The 21,180-nt window shown below is 34.0% G+C and carries 15 protein-coding genes; 3 read left to right on the top strand and 12 right to left on the bottom strand.

Features of this window, described 5'->3' with window-relative positions; all coding sequences use genetic code 11:
- Positions 1-161 precede the first annotated feature (161 nt).
- The 5 genes from ABW636_RS18700 to ABW636_RS18680 all read right to left on the bottom strand — a co-directional run bounded on the left by ABW636_RS18700 (position 162) and on the right by ABW636_RS18680 (position 3,700).
- Positions 162-605, bottom strand: a complete 444-nt coding sequence (locus tag ABW636_RS18700; RefSeq protein ID WP_367591599.1) for a YHS domain-containing (seleno)protein — start codon at positions 603-605, stop codon at positions 162-164.
- Between the two features lie 85 nt (positions 606-690).
- Entirely contained in the window at positions 691-1,209 is a 519-nt protein-coding gene (locus ABW636_RS18695; protein WP_367591598.1) for a DUF350 domain-containing protein, read from the bottom strand.
- Positions 1,210-1,215: 6 nt separating this feature from the next.
- Entirely contained in the window at positions 1,216-2,235 is a 1,020-nt protein-coding gene (locus tag ABW636_RS18690) for a hypothetical protein (RefSeq protein ID WP_367591597.1), read from the bottom strand.
- Positions 2,236-2,237: 2 nt separating this feature from the next.
- Positions 2,238-3,218 carry a long-chain-fatty-acid--protein ligase gene (locus ABW636_RS18685; protein ID WP_367591596.1) on the bottom strand — a complete coding sequence of 327 codons (981 nt, stop codon included), beginning with the start codon at positions 3,216-3,218 and terminating at the stop codon, positions 2,238-2,240.
- A 143-nt stretch (positions 3,219-3,361) separates the two neighbouring features.
- Positions 3,362-3,700 (bottom strand): T9SS type A sorting domain-containing protein, encoded by a 339-nt coding sequence (locus tag ABW636_RS18680; protein ID WP_367591595.1) that lies wholly within the window; start codon positions 3,698-3,700, stop codon positions 3,362-3,364.
- A 349-nt stretch (positions 3,701-4,049) separates the two neighbouring features.
- Here ABW636_RS18680 and ABW636_RS18675 point away from each other — a divergent pair, with 349 nt between their 5' ends.
- Positions 4,050-5,456, top strand: coding sequence for an MATE family efflux transporter (locus ABW636_RS18675; RefSeq protein WP_367591594.1), 1,407 nt, complete (start codon positions 4,050-4,052; stop codon positions 5,454-5,456).
- Between the two features lie 456 nt (positions 5,457-5,912).
- Here ABW636_RS18675 and ABW636_RS18670 read toward each other — a convergent pair whose 3' ends face one another.
- From ABW636_RS18670 to ABW636_RS18650, 5 genes are all read right to left on the bottom strand, one after another.
- A complete protein-coding gene (locus ABW636_RS18670) occupies positions 5,913-7,877 on the bottom strand; it encodes a beta-helix domain-containing protein (RefSeq protein ID WP_367591593.1) in 1,965 nt (654 codons plus the stop codon).
- Positions 7,878-7,893: 16 nt separating this feature from the next.
- Entirely contained in the window at positions 7,894-10,668 is a 2,775-nt protein-coding gene (locus ABW636_RS18665; RefSeq protein ID WP_367591592.1) for a TonB-dependent receptor, read from the bottom strand.
- A 424-nt stretch (positions 10,669-11,092) separates the two neighbouring features.
- Positions 11,093-14,065, bottom strand: coding sequence for a GEVED domain-containing protein (locus tag ABW636_RS18660; protein WP_367591591.1), 2,973 nt, complete (start codon positions 14,063-14,065; stop codon positions 11,093-11,095).
- 490 nt (positions 14,066-14,555) lie between these two features.
- Positions 14,556-16,091 (bottom strand): glycine--tRNA ligase, encoded by a 1,536-nt coding sequence (locus tag ABW636_RS18655; RefSeq protein WP_367591590.1) that lies wholly within the window; start codon positions 16,089-16,091, stop codon positions 14,556-14,558.
- 203 nt (positions 16,092-16,294) lie between these two features.
- The gene (locus ABW636_RS18650) at positions 16,295-17,176 is read right to left on the bottom strand and encodes a DUF8428 domain-containing protein (protein ID WP_367591589.1); all 882 of its coding nucleotides are present in this window, start codon (positions 17,174-17,176) and stop codon (positions 16,295-16,297) included.
- Between the two features lie 76 nt (positions 17,177-17,252).
- On the opposite strand from ABW636_RS18650, the gene ABW636_RS18645 reads away from it, so the two are divergent.
- Both ABW636_RS18645 and ABW636_RS18640 read left to right on the top strand, forming a co-directional pair.
- The gene (locus ABW636_RS18645) at positions 17,253-17,933 is read left to right on the top strand and encodes a ComF family protein (protein WP_367591588.1); all 681 of its coding nucleotides are present in this window, start codon (positions 17,253-17,255) and stop codon (positions 17,931-17,933) included.
- A gap of 162 nt (positions 17,934-18,095) precedes the next feature.
- Complete coding sequence (locus tag ABW636_RS18640) at positions 18,096-19,709, top strand: Ig-like domain-containing domain (protein WP_367591587.1); 1,614 nt, start codon at positions 18,096-18,098, stop codon at positions 19,707-19,709.
- Here the strand turns inward: ABW636_RS18640 and ABW636_RS18635 are convergent.
- Together ABW636_RS18635 and ABW636_RS18630 are read right to left on the bottom strand one after the other, a co-directional pair.
- The gene (locus ABW636_RS18635) at positions 19,701-20,483 is read right to left on the bottom strand and encodes an amidohydrolase (RefSeq protein WP_367591586.1); all 783 of its coding nucleotides are present in this window, start codon (positions 20,481-20,483) and stop codon (positions 19,701-19,703) included. The genes ABW636_RS18640 and ABW636_RS18635 overlap by 9 nt on opposite strands.
- 15 nt (positions 20,484-20,498) lie before the next feature.
- Positions 20,499-20,822: a hypothetical protein gene (locus ABW636_RS18630; RefSeq protein WP_367591585.1), complete on the bottom strand. Its 324-nt coding sequence runs from the start codon at positions 20,820-20,822 to the stop codon at positions 20,499-20,501.
- Positions 20,823-21,180 lie beyond the last annotated feature (358 nt).

The raw sequence follows: 21,180 nt of genomic DNA, 5'->3' as shown, positions 1-21,180 counted from the left end.
ATGTTTGATCGACTGTTTTGAAAATGAAGAATGTGTATTTGTTTCTAATAAAAAACAAAGCCTACTAATAGGATTATCCTAAGCAGGCTTTGTCAAACTAACCAATCAATTATTGAAAAAACTTAGCGTTACAATATAGCTTCAATAACACTACATTACTTTTAAATCTTAATTTTTTTCCACTTAGAGTCAGCTTTCTTTTTCAATTTCACAGCATCTTCTTTTTCCCATTTTTTTAAAGTATTTATCCCCCAGGAATTATAGAATAAATACAATTTGTCATCCCGTATCTCGAAGGTATTGGGATTTATATCTACTTTTTCCCCGTTAATAGCGATTGCATAAGCGCAATAACCTCCATATTGGGGAATATACTTATTTGGATTGCTTTTAAACTTTTTCAGATTCTCTTGACTTGCAAACTTGTATTTTACATTGTCATGTGTTGCAATAAACTTATTACTACCTTTTACCGCTTTTTTGTTAAAATATTCTGTTACATCATATCCTTTTGCTACATAACTCTTGCTAGTATTGTAATTTTCGTTTTGAGCAGATAAGGTAAACCCCAATCCAATAAATAATATGATTAAATATTTTTTCATAACGCTAAATCTATTACTAACACTTACTTAGACGAGGAAAAAACGGCTCCTTACAATTTTAACACACTTTTAGTATTTCTGGTAATTATAATAGAAAGTTGGTGGTTTCTGGATAAGGTACTAACGCGCTTATTAATAAGCTAATGCTGTCTTTTGCAATTAAGGTGATCGAAATCAAGGTTGCAGTTATCACAATAGAAGAAGCAATGTTGTTTTGTTGAATGTCTTTAAATTCATTCACTCCTTTGGTAAGTGCCGAGAAAAGTAAAAAAACAGAAGTATTAATAAGAATTGCAAAGAGAAATCCAATAAATAGATAAAGACCCGAATATTGAATGATTTTTATAAAGGTAATTTGGTTTTCTCCAGACATAGAAAGTCGTACCATATTGGTAATCGATGGGATAATTTCTCCCAAAATGATTCCTACAGATAATATAATGCCCGCAGTAAATATCGAAAAAGCCATATTTTCTTTTCTGATCGAGTCATTTTTGAAGAACGCTTTTTGTAAAATCTTAAATGATATAAATAAGATGAGTACAGAAACTACAATTGCTAAAGCTATTTCGATAAAGGCTAAGGTTAATAGTTTTGCTTGCATAATTTTTTATGTGTTAGTTAATACGATATTCCAATGTTTTATATTGTCAAAATTATTAGGAAGTACTCCTAGTGTAAAATGCTTGTTTGTTGTTTCCCAAACATAGTATCGTTTTCCGTTTAATGTTTTATAAAGTCCTTTTGCAGGAATATGAAGCCCAAGTATCGAATGCCTGTAATAGTCACTATTAAGGATTGCTACTTCGTATCCAAAATGACTAAGTATAGCATAAATTATGACAGTGCGTGTATCACAATCTCCTTTCAGGTTACCCATAAAACCAATGGGATTTTGGATTCCGTATGGGATATCACCAATACAACATTCGTTACATTCTTCTAAGACCTTTCGAATAGATGCCTCATATTGCTCTGGCGAAGCACAGGCAGCTTCAAAAACAAATGAATATCGAATGTCTTGTATAAAGGTTACTACCATTTCGGCAAACTCGAACTGATTGAGTTTCTTTTCACTTTTTATAACTGCTAACTCTTTAATAATTAAATCTAATTTAGGAGTGTCGGTAGTAGCTAGATATTGGTAGAGTTTCCCCCAGGAAGAAAACCTGTTTTTTTGAGTATAGTTTGCATATTGTTTTTTAGAACTAATATAATCTTGTTCTCTAACAGAAAAATTTCCTGTAAAAGAATTTCCATAATTATCCTTCCATTTTCTGGTTTGTTGAAGCATTACTATAGAATCTCCTTTTTCAAAAACTTTTTTACGATGAATATTTTCTGAAACATCATATTGCTGATTATTGATATGTGTTGGAATCGTACTGAAGAGATATCGTATGCCAAAAATAACAATCATTAGTAGCGTGCTATATCCTACATATCTCCATCGAAATCTTTTATTGGTGGTTTGATATTTTCCTAATACCCACGAAATCGAAAATAACAGCAGTACAAAACATGTAAACAATGAAAAAGGCAGGAGGCTTTGCAGTAAACCACTTCCTATAAGAGCAATTAATAGTATTGCAGGAAATGTAAAACAACCTAATTTATTTTTTGTTTCCATAATTATAGAGCCATAAGATTACATCCTCTAATATCACTATGATCAAATCTTCCTAGCACCTCAAAACCATTATTAGCATGTGTTTTTCCAAGATCTTGGGTAGCAATAAAAGCACAGGAATTGATATTGGCCAAATCTATAATGTTAATACCTCCTGTTTTTTCATTACCCATTAGGGATAAAGCGTCTTCTGGATTTCTAATCGAAATTTTCATCCACGGAGGAGTGTAAAAAACACCATCTTTTTTAGAATAGGCTTGTGATAGTAATTCGGTCATACCATATTCGCTATGTATTTGAGAAGTTTTTAAGCCATCTTTAAGATGTTGATGTAGCTCCTCTCGAATCATTTCTTTTCTTTTTCCTTTCATACCACCAGTTTCCATAACGACTACATTTTGGGGTAAAGAAAGATCATATTGTTCTGCTAAATCAAGTAATGCAAAGGAAACTCCTAATAAAAGGGTTTTTTTATTTTCTGAAATTAATTGCCGAAGTGTATGTACCAGTTCTTTACTATTATTTAAATAGAAACCACTTTCCTTATGATTACTATCATTAATGAGTCGCTCTGCCATATAGACCAAGGAGGATCCTTCTCTTTCTAAATAAGATGGTAAAAGTGCTAATACTACATAGTCACTAATTTCTCCATAAAAATATTGAAACCCTTTTAAGAAACTTTTTTCATACAAAATAAGGTCACTAACATAATGTTTACTGGTGATGCTTCCTGTAGTGCCACTACTAGTAAAAACTTTATAGTTAGGGGTATAGGAGCTCACAACCTTTTCTTGTTTAAAAAATTGAATGGGTAAATAAGGAATGTCAATGAGTTGCTTTACAGAAGTTTTAGTAATTCCCAAAAGATTGCAAAAGCGTTGATAAACTGGGTTGTTTATATATTGGTAACGAAAGACCCGTAATGTGATTTCTTCAAAATCAGAATCATTTTGAATAGAAAAAATGGTTTCGTCTAGCATAAAGTGTCTTCAACAAATTTTGTTGAACAAAGGTATGAAAAACAAGTAATTCTTTTAGGTGTCTTTTTGTATGAAATATAAAGAGTGTACCTCCAAAAAACATTGGAAATATGGCGAAATAAAGCTAAAAGAATAAAGCAGCGCTAATTCCTGACAAATTTTCGAGTTGCTTTTTGATTGCCTTCTTTAATTTGAATTGCATAAACACCCTGAGGTAAAGAAGAAATATCTAATTCATTTCCTATCAAAACTTTAAATAGAATTTGCTCTCCTAAAACGGTAGAAATACGAACCGTTTTGGTTAAGTTTTTTTCAGATGTAATATATAGCTTATCCCCAGTAGAAGGGTTTGGGTATATTCTCAATCCTTCGATTTTAGAGGATTTTTGTCGTTCCGTCGTATCAACTTGTGCTTGCATTTCCGTAGTAAACGAAAAACAAACAATGCCGATAAATATAAGTAGTAAGTAGATTTTTTTCATACAAAAATTTATTTCGGGGGAATAAATATACAACATAATAATTAAAAAAATAACAAAAAAAACACTTAGTTAATTGTTAAAGATTGATTTGACGGTTATTACGTACATCGTATGCGGTTTTTTCTTATTTTATAGTGTTACATTCTATAAAAAATAATCAGTGTTAATTCATCAAAACTATTGCACTTTTGTTTTGTGAAACAAAAATAATACCAGATATTTGGGTTATTATGAAGTTATAGAAGAATTATCCACATAATTGTCGCCCTGACAACCTTTTAACTTTGAAGATTATACCTTCAGGTCTGTTTTCATATTCTTTTTTTAATTTATAATTCTTTATAGTCATATGACTCAAAATAAACTTACAATAACTCGACTTTTTTCATTTTTTAAAAGTGCAATAAACGGCAAAGAACAAGTATTTACTTCGGGTAGTATTCGTAAAGCAGTGTTTATGCTTTCGGTACCGATGGTGCTTGAAATGATGATGGAATCCATTTTCTTTTTGGTAGATGCTTATTTTGTATCGAGTCTGGGAGCCAATGCAATTGCTACAGTGGGCTTAACAGAATCGGTACTTACACTAGTGTATGCAGTAGCTATTGGACTTAGTATGGGAGTTACCGCCATTGTTGCCCGCAGAGTGGGAGAACAGGACCTTGACGGGGCATCGCAAACTGCGGTGCAATCTATTTTTCTGGGAGTCGCCATTGCTATGATTATTAGTTTTATTGGCATTTTTTTTCCAAAAGAAATCCTGGCGCTTATGGGGGGCGAACCAGACCTTGTAGAAGAAGGGTATCGATATACCCAGATATTATTAGGGGGTAACGTAACCATTATGTTGCTGTTTTTGATCAATGCCGTATTTCGAGGGGCAGGAGATGCCTCTGTAGCGATGCGGGTGCTTATATTTTCTAATGTGCTCAATATCATTTTGGATCCCATATTTATATTTGGTTGGGGACCCGTTCCTGCTTTTGGAGTACAAGGAGCCGCTATTGCTACCACCATTGGTAGAGGTAGTGCGGTGGTGTTTCAGTTACTTATTCTTTTTTATGGGTGGAGCAAGATTAAAATGACCTTAAAAGACATGGTTTTTAGAGCGCAAATCATGCTAAGGCTTATCAAAGTATCACTGGGGGGTATCGGGCAGTTTATTATTGGTACCTCGAGCTGGGTGTTTTTGATGCGTATTATGGCCGAGTTTGGTAGTGAGGTATTAGCAGGATATACTATAGCTATACGCGTATTGATGTTTACCTTGATGCCATCGTGGGGGATGAGTAATGCGGTGGCAACATTAGTAGGGCAGAATCTGGGTGCAAAAAAACCAGAACGAGCAGAACAATCCGTTTGGAAAACCGGTAAATACAACGCCTGGTTTATGCTTTTTGTATCGGCATTTTATTTGCTTTTTGCAGAGGAAATCCTAAAAATATTTAGTGAGGATAGCGAGGTCATCTCTTATGGAGCACTAAGCTTACGAATTATAGCAGCAGGTTATGTCTTTTATGCTTATGGGATGGTGATTACCCAATCGTTTAATGGTGCAGGAGATACCAAAACTCCGACCATTATCAATTTCTTTTGTTTTTGGATATTTCAGTTACCGTTTGCGTATTTGGCAGCGTTGATATTTGATTGGGGGGTGCATGGTGTCTTATGGGCCATTACCTTTGCTGAGGTACTGATTGCGGTTATCGGGATTGTTTGGTTTAGAAAAGGAAAATGGAAAGAGGTGAAGGTTTAGAGGTCGTTGAACTATAATAGTATAAAAACCTCCATCTACTTTATAGATGGTAACTGATTTTATGTATTCTGTTTGTTATTCTACTATCATTACTGAGACTTTGATGAGTTGTAAAACTATTTTTTAGAATATTTTCTTTTATATAAGAATACTCCAATAATAACGATAAGCAGTAGGGTTAAGATTTAATGTAAAGTAGTATTACTGGATATTTATACGTGCCAAAACCAACGGAGAAGCAAAATATGCAACTTATATGGGCAATCTAAATGCGTTGATCAACCAATACAATCAATCGGTAGAACGAAGACTTAACGGAAACGTCAATACTAATCAAGACCTTACCGATGATATTGTTGTAAATGAAGAAGAGTAGTTGCTTTTATAGAGTAAAAACACAACCCGGACTACCTTTTGGTAGCCCGGGTTTTTATATGTTATACTTGAGAGTTTTTTTTATAGACGAGCGTCTTTCCAAGACCATCCAGATACATCTACAGCAGTACCATTAAATACATTGTCTGTAGGTGCAGTTAAAGGAGTTTCGTCAACAATTACGTTGCCAACAGGACCTTCATCTTTCATGTCAACATTAGTGTCATATCCAGATAGTGATATGTTAGTAAATGTTGCACCAGAAGTTTTCTTAAACTGTAAGGCAGTACCTCCTGTAGTAGAAACGGCAGTAAAGTTAACTAATGAAGGGTTTTCATTAGCACCATCAGCTTCTACAGCAGTAGAGAATCCTTCAATAGTATGAGATACGTAAGTGTTAGTTACTGTACCATTCCACCCTTCTGTCCAGTCTACAGCATCATCTTCATTGTTTTCTAAGTAAAGGTTTGTGGCAGATACAGTTCCTCCAAAAAATTCAACACCGTCATCAGCACCGTTGATCACAGCAATATTTTCTACAGTAGTTCCTGATCCTACCGCGTAGAAAGAAATACCATTGTACTGAGACTCAGAGTTGATTTGAGCACCTGTTCCAATAATTACTAGGTTTTTGATAGTACCAGAACTATCACCATCAGTAGTACCTCCGTAGATAAATCCACCTACTTCGGCAGTAGCATCAACACCAGCAGTAGTTGTAGCATCACCACAGATAGTTAAACCACCCCATCCTTTTGGCTTCTCATTAGCAGAAGAGATTACAACTGGATTTTCAGGAGTTCCGTTAATTTCGATATCTCCTCCTTTTAATACAGCTATATATACTTCAACACCACCATCTCTAGCAGTGATTTTAGTTCCAGCAGGAATGATTAATTTTCCACCAGACTTTACAATGTAAGAACCGTCTAAAAGATATCTTTTAGTTGCATCAAGAGTAACAGTTTCTGTGATTTCTCCTTTTAATACTGTAAATTCTTGTGTAGTGTTGTTTGATTTTACCCAAGCAAAATCAGCAACATCTACAGTAGCAGGAGCAACATAAGATAAATCAGGATTAGAATCTTCTCCCTCAATTTTTACGTTAGTAACAGCACCATTATCTTTATAGTCTATAGAAGTATCATATCCAGATAAAGAAAGACCAGTGATTGTAGCACCTGATTCTTTTTTGAACTGTAAAGCAGTACCTCCTGTAGTAGAAACAGCAGTAAAGTCAACAATTTTAGGATTTTTATTTTCTCCATCTGCTTCAATAGCTGTAGAGAATCCATCTATAGTATGTAATACATAAGTGTTGGTAAGAGTACCATTCCATCCTTCTGTCCAGTCGATAGAATCATCTTCCAAGTTTTCCATGTAGGCATTTGTAACAGAAACAGTTCCACCAAAGAATTCAATACCATCATCTTTACCGTTTAATACAGCTACGTTAGTAATCGACGTACCAGAACCAACTGCATATAATGTTAATCCGTTAAACTGAGACTCAGAGTTGATTTGAGCACCCGCATCACTAATGATTAAGTAGTTAATAGTACCAGAGTTGTCAGTATCATCTGTTCCTCCATATCTAAGTCCACCTACTTCAGCAGTAGCATCGATACCTTCAGTAGTAGTTGCATTACCACAGATAACCAGACCTCCCCAGTCACCAGCTTTACCACTTTCAGACTTCATGATAACAGGTAAGCTAGATGTACCTTGAATATCGATAGATGCACCTTTTTCTACTACGATATAAAGGTCAGAATTTGCTGAAGATTTAGCAGCACTGCTAGGAACAGTAATAGAAGTTCCAGCAGGAATCGTTAATTTAGAACCACTTTTTACAGTATAAGTACTGGTAAGTTTGTAATCTACAGAAGCATCTAATGTAAGATCTTCATTTAAATTTCCTGTTAATTCTGTGTTGTCGTCAGTTGGAGTAGTTGTTCCTCCATCATCGTCCTTGCTACAGCTGGCGATGAAGATCAAATTAAAAGCAACAAGAATAGTCGCTAATTTTGTTAAATGTTTGGTCATTGCTTTAGAATTTAAATTAAAAATTATAACTAAGTGTTAAACTTACTTGTCTTCCCCTGGTATACGATCGAACTGTTTCTTCTGTAGTTACTCCCGTGGTACTAGGTTTAATTAGCTGAGTTCTCTCAATTTTTGGATTTACCAAATTTTTCCCTGATAGACCTAGCTTAAAATGTTTATTCAATTGTTTACTTACTATTAAATCAAGTGTTACAAATCCTTTTTCTATAATTGCATCATTATAAAATTCGTCACCTGCACTTTGAATTTCAGGAGCTCCTAATGCAAACACTTTATCTGATGCATAGTTACCCGAAATAGTAGCTTCAAAAGGATTTTCGGTATTGGTTGTAAAGTTTAAAGAAGTATTTACAATCCAATCAGATGCTCCTTGAAGATCTACTTCTGTTAAGTTGTTGTATCTAAATGTTCTAATAAGGTTCCCCTGATCGTCTCGTTGTTCTTTTAAATCTTGCTTATGCCACATTCTAGAGACATTGAAGTTTAGTTTAAGACCAGGTATTGAGTCTCCCTTTAAAATATTTACTCTACCTTCTGCTTCTATACCCCATACCGTTGCTTTGTCTCCAGAGTTAAAATATGAGAATACGCCAGCAGATCCTCTATCTTGTACTTTGTTAATAGGATCATTAATGTTTTTATGAAACCCAGTAATCGAGAACAATTGATCGTTTGATGGGAAGAATTCGAATTTCAGATCGTAATTATAATCCAAAGATGCTTCTAGATCAGGATTACCGCGAGTAACTTGTCCTGTAGGAGATACATATTCAAACGGAGCAATTTCTTTAAATTCTGGTAAGGTTGTAGTGATACTATTCGCTAGTCGGATACTTACTTTTTCATTCAAAGCGTATTTCAGGTTAACAGAAGGGTAAAATCTATTATATTCTTTCTCTACACTTCCTATTCGTCCGGGAAAGTTATTTACGTCAAAGTCAACATCGATGTTGTCCTTTTGGTATCTTACTCCGGCTTCAGCAGAAAATTTACCAAATTGCCCTGTGAAGTTAACATACCCAGCCAATGACTGTAATGTTCCGTCGTATGTGTCTTCTGTAAGCGTGTTTATTTCCAGCAATGAATTTAAGCTGTTGTTTATAATAATCGCTTCGCTGATCTGATCAATAGAGGCAGGATTTACATCGTTAGTACTGCCTTCTTCTACACCAAAAAACTGTGAGCTAAAATCTCTGGTTTTGTTTCTATAATTTACTCCGAAATCAACATTAAATATTTTGTTTTCCTCGTCAATAATTTTATGTAAATCATTAATTCTACCATTAAGCTCGTTGTCCATGATTTCTTGAGTAGATTTACGTTGTTGGAAACCTCCTGTACGACCAAATTGAACTAAATCATTATTAAAGTTTACTTCGTTTCTGATACGATTAGGTTCATCAGCAACAACATTGTTGTATCCAATAGACCAATTCAAAGAATTTTTTTCTGAAAAATCATGGTCTCCATGTAACTGAACAATGTTTAGTTGAGTTTTTTTAATGTTTTGATCCCTAATGAATTGGAATAATCCTTCTGTAGGGTCAGTTTCTTCAAAAATAGTAGCCGTTCCTGCTCTACCACCTTCAAATACCTGATCTTGAACCTTGTTAATATGAAGTAAAGTTAATTTCAGGTCATTATTATCATTTAAACTATACTCTAAATTTGCAAGAGCAGAAGTAGTTACTTTTTTAGACCATGTGATTGCATCTGGAATGGTATCATCGATAAAATTAGATCTAAACTGTCTAAAAACCCCATCTCTGTATTCGAAAGATGTTGACTGTCCAGCAGTTACTAAAGCTTTTAATTTGTCATTGATTCGTTTACCAAGAGTAAAAGAAACATTTCTGTTTAATGGAGTGCTGATTGTTTCAGGTGACCAGCTTTGGTTTGTAAGTGCATTTTCTGAAGCTCCATTTCCACTATAATATCCAACAGATACATCTTCATTATTTGGAGAAACTTTAAAATTGTCAAATACACCGCTTTCTGCTACATTGGTGTTAATACCAGTGCTTATCCCAACAGAAGCTACAGATCGTTTGGAAAGTACTTTTGTTGTAATGTCTATATTACCCGATGCTGCATCAGCAGATGTTTGAGACGAAAAGGTCTTACTGATCGCTACATTTTGAATTAATCGGGTAGAGAATAATCCCATATCGATGTTCTTTTTCTCAATATCATCAGAAGGTACTGGAAGCCCGTTTAAAGTGGTAGATAGATATCTATCTCCTAATCCTCTAACATATACATCTCCTGATCCTTCTGTTTTTGAAACTCCTGATATTTTGGTAGTAGCTCCTGCTGCATCAGATACTCCAAGCTTGGTTAGTTGCTCAGCTCCTATACTTTCTTTAACTGTTACTGCTTTTTTTTGCTCTAATAATAGTGCTTCTTCGCGTTCACGATTAGTTACTACTTTGATCACTACTTCTTCTAGTGCTGCTGCGGTAGCTCCCAAAGTAGCATTTACCACCGCTACTTTATCTGCTTCTACCACTACATTAGGGATTTCTACAGTTTGATATCCTGTAAAACTAAACTCTATAGTATAGGTACCTGTAGGTACGTCTGTAATTTCATATAATCCATCAAAATCAGTCGAAGCTCCTTTGGTAGTTCCCTTTATAACCACATTGGCAAAAGGTAAAGGTTGATTGCCTGATTCTTTGTCTAATAATTTACCAGCAATTGTACCGGTTTCTTGCGCAAAAATAGCACCTACAAAAAGTAGTGCTATTACTGTAAAAAATTTTCTCATTGTATGTTTTCAAAATCTGATACAAATAAATACGGTTTTACAGTAAATTTCTTTACGCTATTATTATCCTTATTTTAAGGGAATGTGATGATGTAATAACGGAAATTACTTTAGTAAAGTAGTGTTTTTAATAGGGGAATTATCACTTTTATGAGATATGAAAATTTTGTAAAACTGCTTACTATCAAATGTATTGCTCAAAAAAATGTGAAAGTGTCGAATGTGAAAATAGTATTCGAGAATGGGTGTTTATATATTATGAGAATTTTTATGAATTATTAGCTAAAGGTTATCAAAACATTAATAAGAGTGAATATTTAGTAACGATCTTAACATTGTAGTAAAGTAATGCTGCGAAATTGATAAAATAACACAGGTGTTTTTAACATCTATATAATCAGTTGATTATAGTTTTTGGTAGATGTCACTTAACAATAAAAGGAGTGGTTTCATCCTTTCTGTCATCGCCTAATCTAACAAAATATACGCCGGTTTGGGCAAAAGACATATTAGCGGTATATACAAACCTGCCGTTGGCATCTTTGGTTACAATATTAGAAATAATAAGCTGCCCTAATGTATTAAAAATGTAAAGCCTTTTTTCTGATGCCGATCCAGCGTCTGCTTTAGAAATGGTGAACATATTATTAGGTTCGCTAATAACAATTAACCCAGAGTTTAAAGCATCATTTTCTCCTATTTCTACCGTATAATCATGAGTAGTGCCAAATCGCATAGAACCACAAGGTTCATTAAGTAACGCTCCGCCAAGACTTGGGTTAATGTCACCCCCTCGTATTCTTAAGATATGTTCGCCCAATGGTGCCTCTTTTGGAATTGTAAAGGAGTATTCCTGATTGGCATTGGCCACACTAATGATTTGATTGTCTAGTAATAGTTCTGATGTTTCAAAAACATTGTCATCATTAAAGTCTATCCATAAAGAAATTCTCTCATTATCATTACCGATTTTTGATTGTACAATTAGAGTATAATTTCCTATAGACCTACTTAAATTGATTATGAAATTATCGGTAAAATCTTCATATCCATTGGTGCAAGGGATATTTTGATTGGTGACATTGGATAGTTTGAAATAAGTAATGCCATCGCCAAAATCATTGCAATTTGAAGTGGGTTTACAAAATATTCGATTGATAGTTCTCGTGATGGTGTCGTTTTCTGTGTCTTCATCAGCATCTAGTTGTGTTCCGATAAGAAATTCGAAGTCTCCTATTCCTTGTGCATCTACCAAAGTTACAAATGTATAAGTAGCTTCTTCTTGAGGGTTTATGGTGCCTGTAAAGGTTTCATTAACCTGACTTCCATTGTTTAAAGTATAAAAAACAGGAATATTTGTTTGTGGAGCGGTTCCATAATTATATAGGGTAATGGTAACAGATTCCAGAGTGTTAGCAATTCCACTGTCCGATTCGGGAGTGATTAATTCTGCTACACCAACATCATTGGTAAATAGTTTGCTTACCGTAACAATACTACAATCATTTTCTGTATTTGTATCACCTGGATGAGTACTTTGTACAGTAATAGTATATGTTTTTTCTGTACTAAGATCTGCCGTAGTAGTAAAAGAATAGGAAAGGGTTTCTAACGGCAGTATTGGGCCAGGAACTATTTCATTAATACTGGCAGCCTCATTAATTTTGTAACTAACCGGGATATTGCTTTGGGATACAGTACTGTAATTTTTGATGGTAATAGTAATGGTTTCACTAGTTGTAAAATTAGCATCCACAGGCGCATTAACTTGTGTAATACCAATATCTGAAGTTGTCGTACCGGCTATTTTAAAAACACCTACAGTATTTCTAGCATTATTTCCTATACTTGAAAAATGCTCTGCGATATGCCAAAATGATTGATCATCTACAGGATCTATGGCAAGGTGGGCATAGTCTCCGTATCGATTTCCTCCATTAATACTATTTGCTGTTCCTTCGACAATGGTTTCTTCAGCAAAGGTCATGGTTCCTAATGGATCACTTACTAATCTACCGGTATACCGTATAGATGCAAAGCTATCTGTAGTAGCTCCTGTACTAATGGTGCCCATTGTGGTATACCCCATGCCTATGTTTCCAAATACATCTATTCCCATACTGGCACACCATGCACTTTTTCCATCGGGAGAAGTGTAGGTACCCTCTTGAAAAACTGTCCAGGGTGCTCCATCGCCATTTTGACGTAATTCATACCATCGTATTCCCGATACATTGTCGGCGTCGGTGTCGATATCAATAGCAAAATTAAGTACCACTGCATTGTAGCTGCAAAATCGTCTGTAATTAGTTGCATACATTACAGCACCTTGTAAAACATCAATATTTGAAGTGTTGATTCCTGGTTGTGGCAGATTGCTTATAAACCCCCCGTCAAAAGTTGAGTCAAAAGGCGTAACATCAATTTCTTCGGCCTCAACGATGGTAGACTGACTGGGAGATATCCAATTTACGTCGATCTTCCATAATTTTAAGATATCTTTATCGACACCTTCCCACTCATCATCTTGATAATAAATGATTCTAGCGTCTCCATCAGGAGGGAGCGTGTTTCCTGTAGCATTAAAAGATGCCGGGCTATAAAAACCTCCTATTCTGGCGCCAGGAAGAGGGAAACTAATCATTTTTGCATTAGGATCTCCTTCAATCATTTTTTCTCGTTCTATAACAAATACCAAATCGCTAGTGGCTATAGTGCTTTGATCCTTATTGGCGGTAACATAATAACCATCAGACCAGATAGCAAATTTAGTATAATCAGGAAAGCTACTGGTACTAAATCGGTAGGTATACCAACCATCATTTACAGGGTCTGGACCCTTGCATACTGCTACCAAAAATCCGTTTGGGGTATCAGAAAACTGAGTAATTACAAATCTATCTACAAAAGAGTCATAAAAAACAATAGGGTCTCCTTTGTTTTCTCCCGGAAATATATTTTCTAATGAAGAGGAAGGCACCAAAATGTTACCACTTCTGTCATGAATTGTAAAAGCAGCATTCTTGGCACTTACATAGTGATTAGGCCCTATGGCTCCTGTGGGATCTGTAGGAGATCCATTACTGCTTGCAACTTCAAAAACCAAAGAAGGTGGTCTACTTGCTCGTGTATTTTGTTTTCTTTTTTGAAGGGTAGCTAATGGATCCTTACCTCTAGGGTATCCTTTTCCTGGAACAATTTTATTGGCATCTCTTTTTTTAGGATTGATATTGCCTTTTTTTGGTTTTGGAAGTAGTAAAGTTCTTCCTGCCAATGGTTGTACTTCTCGCATATAAGACGCTATAGTCGTCTTGTTTGCCAGCATTGGTTTTTGATCTTGTGAAAACCCAAAAGTGCTATGAAACAAAAATGATAGAATGAATAGTTTTTTTAACATTGGGTTTAGGCTTATTATTCGAATTGATCGTAACTTTTGACTAAAATACAACTAAACTTTAAATTACTATATTCATAATTTTCTTATATCAAACCCTTGTTAACGGTATTTTCAATAACAAGTAAGATTTTTCTTATTTATTGTGCGTGTTAATTTAGCACTGTTTTATTGATTCTTTTTTTAGAATTGTATAAAGTGTAGGTTTTATTGTGTAAAACGTAATCTTTACCTTACAAAAGGTTATTGTATGGATCAAAAATAATAAAGACTGTCTTTACGCTAGAACAGTCTTTATTTATTAGGACTAGTTTAAACTTTTTTCCATTCGCTATAAAAAATGTTCTTTTTCGCTTAATCTTCATCTTTTTCTCACTTTGTAGCACTGCTATGAAATGCAAAAAAAAAAAAATCACTTGATCAAAAAATCATCATTTTTCGCATGAATCAAAAAAGTTTAAACTAGTTTATGATTTATGGTATAATTATGCGATTACTTTAGCCAATACTCTGCATCTGTTTTTTCAGAAATAAAGGTTTTAAGATCTGATATGGGTATTCTTTTTTGCTCCATAGTATCTCGATCTCTAACTGTAACGCTTTGATCATTAATAGTATCATGATCTATAGTAATACAGAATGGAGTTCCATTAGCATCTTGTCTTCTGTAACGGCGCCCGATAGCATCTTTTTCATCATAAACAACATTAAATTTCCATTTTAAATCATCTACAATTTGTTGTGCGATTTCTGGTAAACCATCTTTTTTAACCAAAGGAAGTATAGCTGCTTTTGTAGGAGCAATTACAGCAGGTAATTTTAATACGACCCTACTATTTCCATCTTCTAATTGTTCTTCTTGCAAGGCAGTAGAGAATACTGCCAGGAACATTCTGTCTAGTCCTACCGAGGTTTCTACTACATAAGGTACATAGCTTTCTTTAAGCTCTGGGTCAAAAAATTGTAATTTTTTACCCGAGTGTTGTTCATGTGCTTTAAGGTCAAAATCAGTTCTCGAGTGAATCCCTTCTAATTCTTTAAAACCAAATGGGAAATTAAATTCGATATCTGCTGCGGCATTGGCATAATGAGCTAGTTTATCATGGTCGTGAAAACGATAGTTTTCTTTACCCAGCCCTAGTGACATGTGCCAGTTTAACCTGGTTTCTTTCCAGTATTCATACCATTTCATTTCTTCTCCTGGTCGTACAAAAAATTGCATTTCCATTTGTTCAAACTCCCGCATTCTAAAGATAAACTGTCTTGCAACGATTTCATTTCTAAACGCTTTCCCCGTTTGTGCAATACCAAAAGGTATTTTCATACGGCCGGTTTTCTGAACATTTAAAAAATTGACAAAAATCCCTTGTGCCGTTTCTGGACGTAAGTATAGGTCGGTTGCAGATTCTGCAGAGGCTCCTAATTTGGTTCCAAACATTAGGTTAAATTGCCGAACTTCTGTCCAGTTTTTAGATCCTGATTCTGGGCAACCTATTCCAAGATCTTCTATTAATTGTTTAAAGCCTACAAGATCACTTTCTTCCTGAACTCTGGTAAGCTCGGCGGTAATTTTATCGATTTCTTTTTGTCGTCGAAGGACATTGGCATTGGTACTTCTAAATTCCTCTTCATTAAAAGCATCACCAAAACGTTTTTTAGCTTTGGTAATATCTTTTTCAATTTTTTGATTGATTTTTTCTCTGAAATCCTCAACCAAAACATCTGCTCTATATCTTTTTTTAGAGTCTTTATTATCGATTAAAGGGTCGTTAAATGCATCGACATGGCCAGAAGCTTTCCAGGTAGTTGGGTGCATAAATATAGCGGCATCCAACCCTACAATATTCTGATGCATATTTACCATGCTTTTCCACCAATATTCTCTAATATTTTTTTTAAGCTCTACACCGTTTTGGCCATAATCGTATACCGCACTAAGCCCGTCGTATATTTCACTAGAACCAAAAATATACCCATACTCTTTAGCATGAGCAATCACTTTTTTAAATTTATCTTCTTGATTTGCCATTATAATTATTCTCTTTTTATCTTTTTATACGATGCTTAGGGCAGTATAAACTCTTAAAAATTCGTTCTGTAAAAATAATTGAATTTAAATGAATTGAAAGTGAATTTTGGCAATTAATAATGCAAGTGCATATTTTATAATAAAAGCATAAAAAAACCGCTGTATTCTCAAAATACAGCGGTTTTTAAAATAGTTTATAAAATTTATCTTAATTCAAACTGTGTGTTTGAAATCATTTTTGGTCCAGAGAAAAGATTTACAACATAGTTTCCTTTCACAAGTTCTCCTTCTGCGGCATCAACCAGTACACAAACATCTAATGCTTCATTTTCATAAAACACCTTGTTACGACCACTATAAGTTAGTACTGCATCGTCAAAGTTTACAGATATTTTATCACCGATAAGGTTGTTTTCAGGATTGATTACCTGTACAAAAAGATCCTTGTCTCCTTTTTCTGTTAATTTATTAGGAGAAAGTGTAAAACATACTCTTACCTTTTCTGCTCTACTTGCTTTGGTAGATCCTGATATTTTACCACTGTTACGTACTCGTACTCCTTCGGCTTTTATGTTAGAAGCTGTAAGAGCAGATCCTCTTTCTACGATGTCTGCAAGCTTGCTATTTTGTGTTTGTAAAGAGTCTGATAAAATGATCGTTTGGTTAAGAGCGGTAGAGGTACTATCCAGATCTGTTGTCAACTGTGTATTTGCAGTAGTTAAGCTATCTGCAAGTTTAAATAGTCTGTCACGCTCTTTTTTAAGTTTACCTACTTCTCTTCTATAACGAGAGATAAGCGCCAGGTTGGCATCATTATCTTTTACACTATCAAGTAATACTACAATACGCTCTTTTGCTTTAAGTAAGTGATCATCCATTACTTCGTTGAGCGCAATAGCATTATCATATTTTGTTATTAATTCCCCTAATTCACTCTCAATTAGATCTTTTTCCTGTTGCAAAATTGCTTTATTTTGCTTCTCTTCGTTATAAAACTTATAGGTGAATATACCTAAAATAAGTAATAACGCAGCTAGAACACCTATTAGAATCTTAAGGGTCAAGTTGTTGTTTTGAGTTGTCATAGATTAAAATTTATAGTTTTGATGGTTATTTTAATTGCTAAATATAATAATTAATGTTGTTAATCCCTGCACTATTATGCTAAGAGACATCATATACTTATTTTATCCCAAATACTGTGCTGCTTGTGATACTCCCTTATATAAAAATGAAAGAGTAATATGCACTACATGCAGACATGTTCTTCCTTTGGGGAATTTCCATAACGTAAACGCAAAAAAAATTGAAAAAGTATTTTATGGTCGCGCCAAAATTGAAAATGCAACTTCTTTATTGGTTTTTCAGAAGGACAATCTCGTTCAAAAATTAATTCATAATTTAAAGTATAGAGGTAGAGAAGAGATAGGGGAAGAGTTAGGAAAATGGTTGGGACAGGAATTGTCTCAAATCAATGAATATAAGGTGATCGATATAGTTGTTCCTGTTCCTCTTCATAAAAAACGACTACGAGAAAGAGGATATAATCAGGTAGAAACGTTTGGTATTGAAATAGCTAAAAAACTGGAAGCCGTTTATATTGATTCTGTTTTGAAAAAAAAATCCTACAATAAGAAACAATCCAAACGCGATAGATCCAATCGCTGGATAAATACGGTTGAAACATTCGAAGTACAAAATGAGTCATTATTATGTAACAAACATATTTTACTAGTGGATGATATTGTTACTACAGGAGCAACGATAGAATCTTGTGCAGATGTTTTAAAATCAATACCCGGTATAAAAATAAGTGTTGCTACAATGGCATTAACAGAATAATCAAGGCTTTTGATAGTAAAAGGAGGATGTAACGTTACAGAAATGAGTTTTGGAAATGGTATATCGAATAAAATAACTTAAACTAATAATAGAGCTCGGTTGATTAAGTTTTTTGTTTTTAAATATAGTTGTTTCTTTGTGTCCTAAAATTATTGCATCGCTATGAGCAAAAGAATATATACAGTATTACTTACTTTAATATCACTGTTTGTGGTGATTGGTTGTGCCAAAAAAGGATCTATAACAGGTGGGCCAAAAGATGAGACCCCCCCCGTTTTTATAAAAGCGCTACCACCTAATTATTCGACCAATTTTAATAAAAAAGAAATTCGCATATATTTTGATGAATATATTAAACTAAAAGACCCACAAAAGCAGATAATTATATCCCCCCCTATGGATCCTAAGCCTACTATTACACCCTTAGGAGGACCTGATAAATATATAAAAATTAATTTTCAGGATACTTTGTTAGAAAACACAACCTATAGTATCAATTTTGGAGAAAGTATCGTAGATAATAATGAAGAAAACCCATATCCATATTTTAGTTATGTGTTTTCTACAGGAGATTTTCTAGATTCTTTAAGTATAAAAGGAGTCGTGGCAGACGCCATTCTAAAAAAACCTGACTCCTATATTACCGTTGCATTGTACGAAGTTGATGAAAATTATACTGATTCTTTGTTATATAAAGAGGTGCCCAGGTATATAACCAATACGCTGGATAGTACTGCTTTTAACCTTTATAACCTTAGAAAAGGTAAGTATAAGCTGGTGGCTTTAAAAGACGCATCCAGTAATTATTTGTTTGAACCGAAACAGGATAAAATAGGTTTTTATAGTGAGTTTGTGAATCTGCCAGAAGATACTGCAAAAGTTTTTGATCTTAAATTGTTTAAAGAAGTATTAGATTTTAAGGCTTTTACTCCTAAACAAGCTTCAAAGAATGAAATAATTTTTCCTTATCAAGGAAAGAAAGACAGTATGAAAATTAGACTGTTAAGTGACGCTCCAGATACTTTGGAGACCAGAATTTTTCCTTTTAAAGATAAGGATACCCTGCGTTACTGGTTTAGGCCATTTTTTAAAGCTGATTCATTAGTGTTTGAAATTACAAATTCTAAAAATTACAGTGATACTCTGGTAACCAGATTTAAAGATATGTACAAAGACTCTTTGCTATTAAACTCTGAGACAAAATCAATTCTTGATCTTAATAAAAGTTTTATACTTTCTGCTAACACCCCTTTGGATAGTATAAAAAAGGATTTTATAAAGTTAACAGATAAAGATACATTAGATGTTCCCTTTACTATTGCCTTAGATCGATTTAAAAATGAAGCAGAACTGGTTTTTGAAAAAACTGAAGAAAATAAATATAAATTAGAGTTTTTACCAGAAGCTATAAAGGATTATGTCGGTAACGTAAATGATACGGTTCAATTTAAATTTGCAACTAAGAAATTAGCCGATTATGGTACTATTTTCTTAACACTTCAGAACGTAAAAGCCTATCCCGTTTTGGTTCAGCTAACCGATAAAAATGAAAAAGTAGTTGTCGAAAAAGTGGCGATCAGTGATGAAACAATTGTTTTTGATCATTTAGACCCTGCTAAGTATTTTATTAGAATAGTTTTTGATACTAATGAAAATGGTGTTTGGGATGCAGGAAACTTTTTAAAAGGAATGCAGCCAGAAGAAGTTAAGTATTTTCCAGAAGAAATAGATGTAAGAGCTAATTGGGAAATTAAACAAACATTTATATTAGAGTAGTTCAAAATGATCCTTATCCACAAGAAAAGGTAAGGCATTTCTTGTTTTCTTAACATGAAGCGCATCTAACGAAGCATGCAATATAGTTTCTTTTTCAATTGGGTTTTCTTCTAAAACTGAGTTTCCTAGTACGTCATAAATTGCAGAGTGCCCATTGTACTCATATCCTTTGCCATCTAGTCCTACACGATTTACGCCAATACAATAACACATGTTTTCTATAGCCCTTGCCTTCAATAAAGCATCCCATGCATTAATACGAAGTTTAGGCCAACTAGCAACATATAATAAAATATCATAATCAGAAGTGTTTCGCGCCCAAACAGGAAACCTAAGGTCATAGCAAATCAATGGTTTTATTTTCCAACCCTTATATTCGATGATCACTTCTTTCTGACCAGCTGTAAAAACTTCATGTTCTTTGGCCAATGTAAACAATTGGTGTTTATCATAGGTAGTATATTTGCCATCTGGAAACATAAAAATAAATCGATTGTAATACTTATCATTGTCTTGTATGATAATGCTTCCCGAGATAGCACAATCTCTTTCTTTTGCCATCTTCTTTAGCCATTCAACAGTGTCTCCATCCATTGTTTCTGATACGTTACTTGCTTGCATTGTAAACCCAGTAGTAAACATTTCGGGGAGTACAATCAGATCTGTTTTTTGAGATATAGAACGTATTTTTTCTTCAAAAGCAGCGCGGTTTTGCACTGGATTTTCCCAAGCTAAATGAGATTGGATAAGGGTGATATCTAGGAGTTCCTTCATATCTTTTTAAGACGGTTATTTAGGGTCAAGTGACATTACATAATCATAACTTTCGTTTAGATATTTTGCTAAAGTATCTAAATTCTTTAACATTGAACCTGGGATTAAAACATATCCTTTCATTACGGCGCCATATGACTTATAAATAGAAGCGTCAAACTTTTGAATATAAGCTTCTTGTACTTCTTTAGAAAATCGAATTCCTATTTCTGCATTTTTATTAAATAAAGAAAACATATAACCATTTGCAGAGGTATAGGGCATTGTTTTGCCCTTTCTTTCAAATCTGGGACACTTATCGATTAATTGATCGTAAATTTTTAATTTCTTCTCCCACATAACATTTTTTTTGTGCTTATGAACCTAATAAAGTAAATTTTCTTTAATAGAGAGTTTTCTTTTGTACAGGCACAAGCGTATTTTAGGTTACAAATAGATGTTTAAAAATACTAAAAATTAAACACCAATAGCGGATAGGAGGGCTTTTTAAAACGAACTCATCTTGACTTTTTCTATTTCCGAAAATAAGTTGAAATTTGACCAGATGAGGCACTTTTTGAAAATCATAGCAGTGCTACGAGTAAGAAAAGTAACGAAATATGGGTGAATTTCGACCATTTTTTAGGAAATAGAAAAAGTCGAGATGAGTTCAACAAGTGATAGTAAACCTTTTTTGTGTTTTAGTGCAAAAAAGCAA

The sequence above is a fragment of the Aquimarina discodermiae genome, from assembly GCF_040786235.1.
GTDB lineage: Bacteria > Bacteroidota > Bacteroidia > Flavobacteriales > Flavobacteriaceae > Aquimarina.
The sequence above is the reverse complement of the archived record's forward strand: the minus strand, read 5'-3'. Positions and strand labels throughout refer to the sequence as shown.

Excerpts from the sequence above, each read along its gene's own strand:
- ABW636_RS18665 (WP_367591592.1), bottom strand. The coding sequence starts at position 10,668 with ATGAGAAAATTTTTTACAGTAATAGCACTACTTTTTGTAGGTGCTATT.
- ABW636_RS18695 (WP_367591598.1), bottom strand. The coding sequence starts at position 1,209 with ATGCAAGCAAAACTATTAACCTTAGCCTTTATCGAAATAGCTTTAGCA.
- ABW636_RS18660 (WP_367591591.1), bottom strand. The coding sequence starts at position 14,065 with ATGTTAAAAAAACTATTCATTCTATCATTTTTGTTTCATAGCACTTTT.
- ABW636_RS18685 (WP_367591596.1), bottom strand. The coding sequence starts at position 3,218 with ATGCTAGACGAAACCATTTTTTCTATTCAAAATGATTCTGATTTTGAA.
- ABW636_RS18675 (WP_367591594.1), top strand. The coding sequence starts at position 4,050 with ATGACTCAAAATAAACTTACAATAACTCGACTTTTTTCATTTTTTAAA.
- ABW636_RS18690 (WP_367591597.1), bottom strand. The coding sequence starts at position 2,235 with ATGGAAACAAAAAATAAATTAGGTTGTTTTACATTTCCTGCAATACTA.
- ABW636_RS18680 (WP_367591595.1), bottom strand. The coding sequence starts at position 3,700 with ATGAAAAAAATCTACTTACTACTTATATTTATCGGCATTGTTTGTTTT.
- ABW636_RS18670 (WP_367591593.1), bottom strand. The coding sequence starts at position 7,877 with ATGACCAAACATTTAACAAAATTAGCGACTATTCTTGTTGCTTTTAAT.
- ABW636_RS18645 (WP_367591588.1), top strand. The coding sequence starts at position 17,253 with ATGCTAAGAGACATCATATACTTATTTTATCCCAAATACTGTGCTGCT.
- ABW636_RS18635 (WP_367591586.1), bottom strand. The coding sequence starts at position 20,483 with ATGAAGGAACTCCTAGATATCACCCTTATCCAATCTCATTTAGCTTGG.
- ABW636_RS18640 (WP_367591587.1), top strand. The coding sequence starts at position 18,096 with ATGAGCAAAAGAATATATACAGTATTACTTACTTTAATATCACTGTTT.
- ABW636_RS18655 (WP_367591590.1), bottom strand. The coding sequence starts at position 16,091 with ATGGCAAATCAAGAAGATAAATTTAAAAAAGTGATTGCTCATGCTAAA.
- ABW636_RS18700 (WP_367591599.1), bottom strand. The coding sequence starts at position 605 with ATGAAAAAATATTTAATCATATTATTTATTGGATTGGGGTTTACCTTA.
- ABW636_RS18650 (WP_367591589.1), bottom strand. The coding sequence starts at position 17,176 with ATGACAACTCAAAACAACAACTTGACCCTTAAGATTCTAATAGGTGTT.
- ABW636_RS18630 (WP_367591585.1), bottom strand. The coding sequence starts at position 20,822 with ATGTGGGAGAAGAAATTAAAAATTTACGATCAATTAATCGATAAGTGT.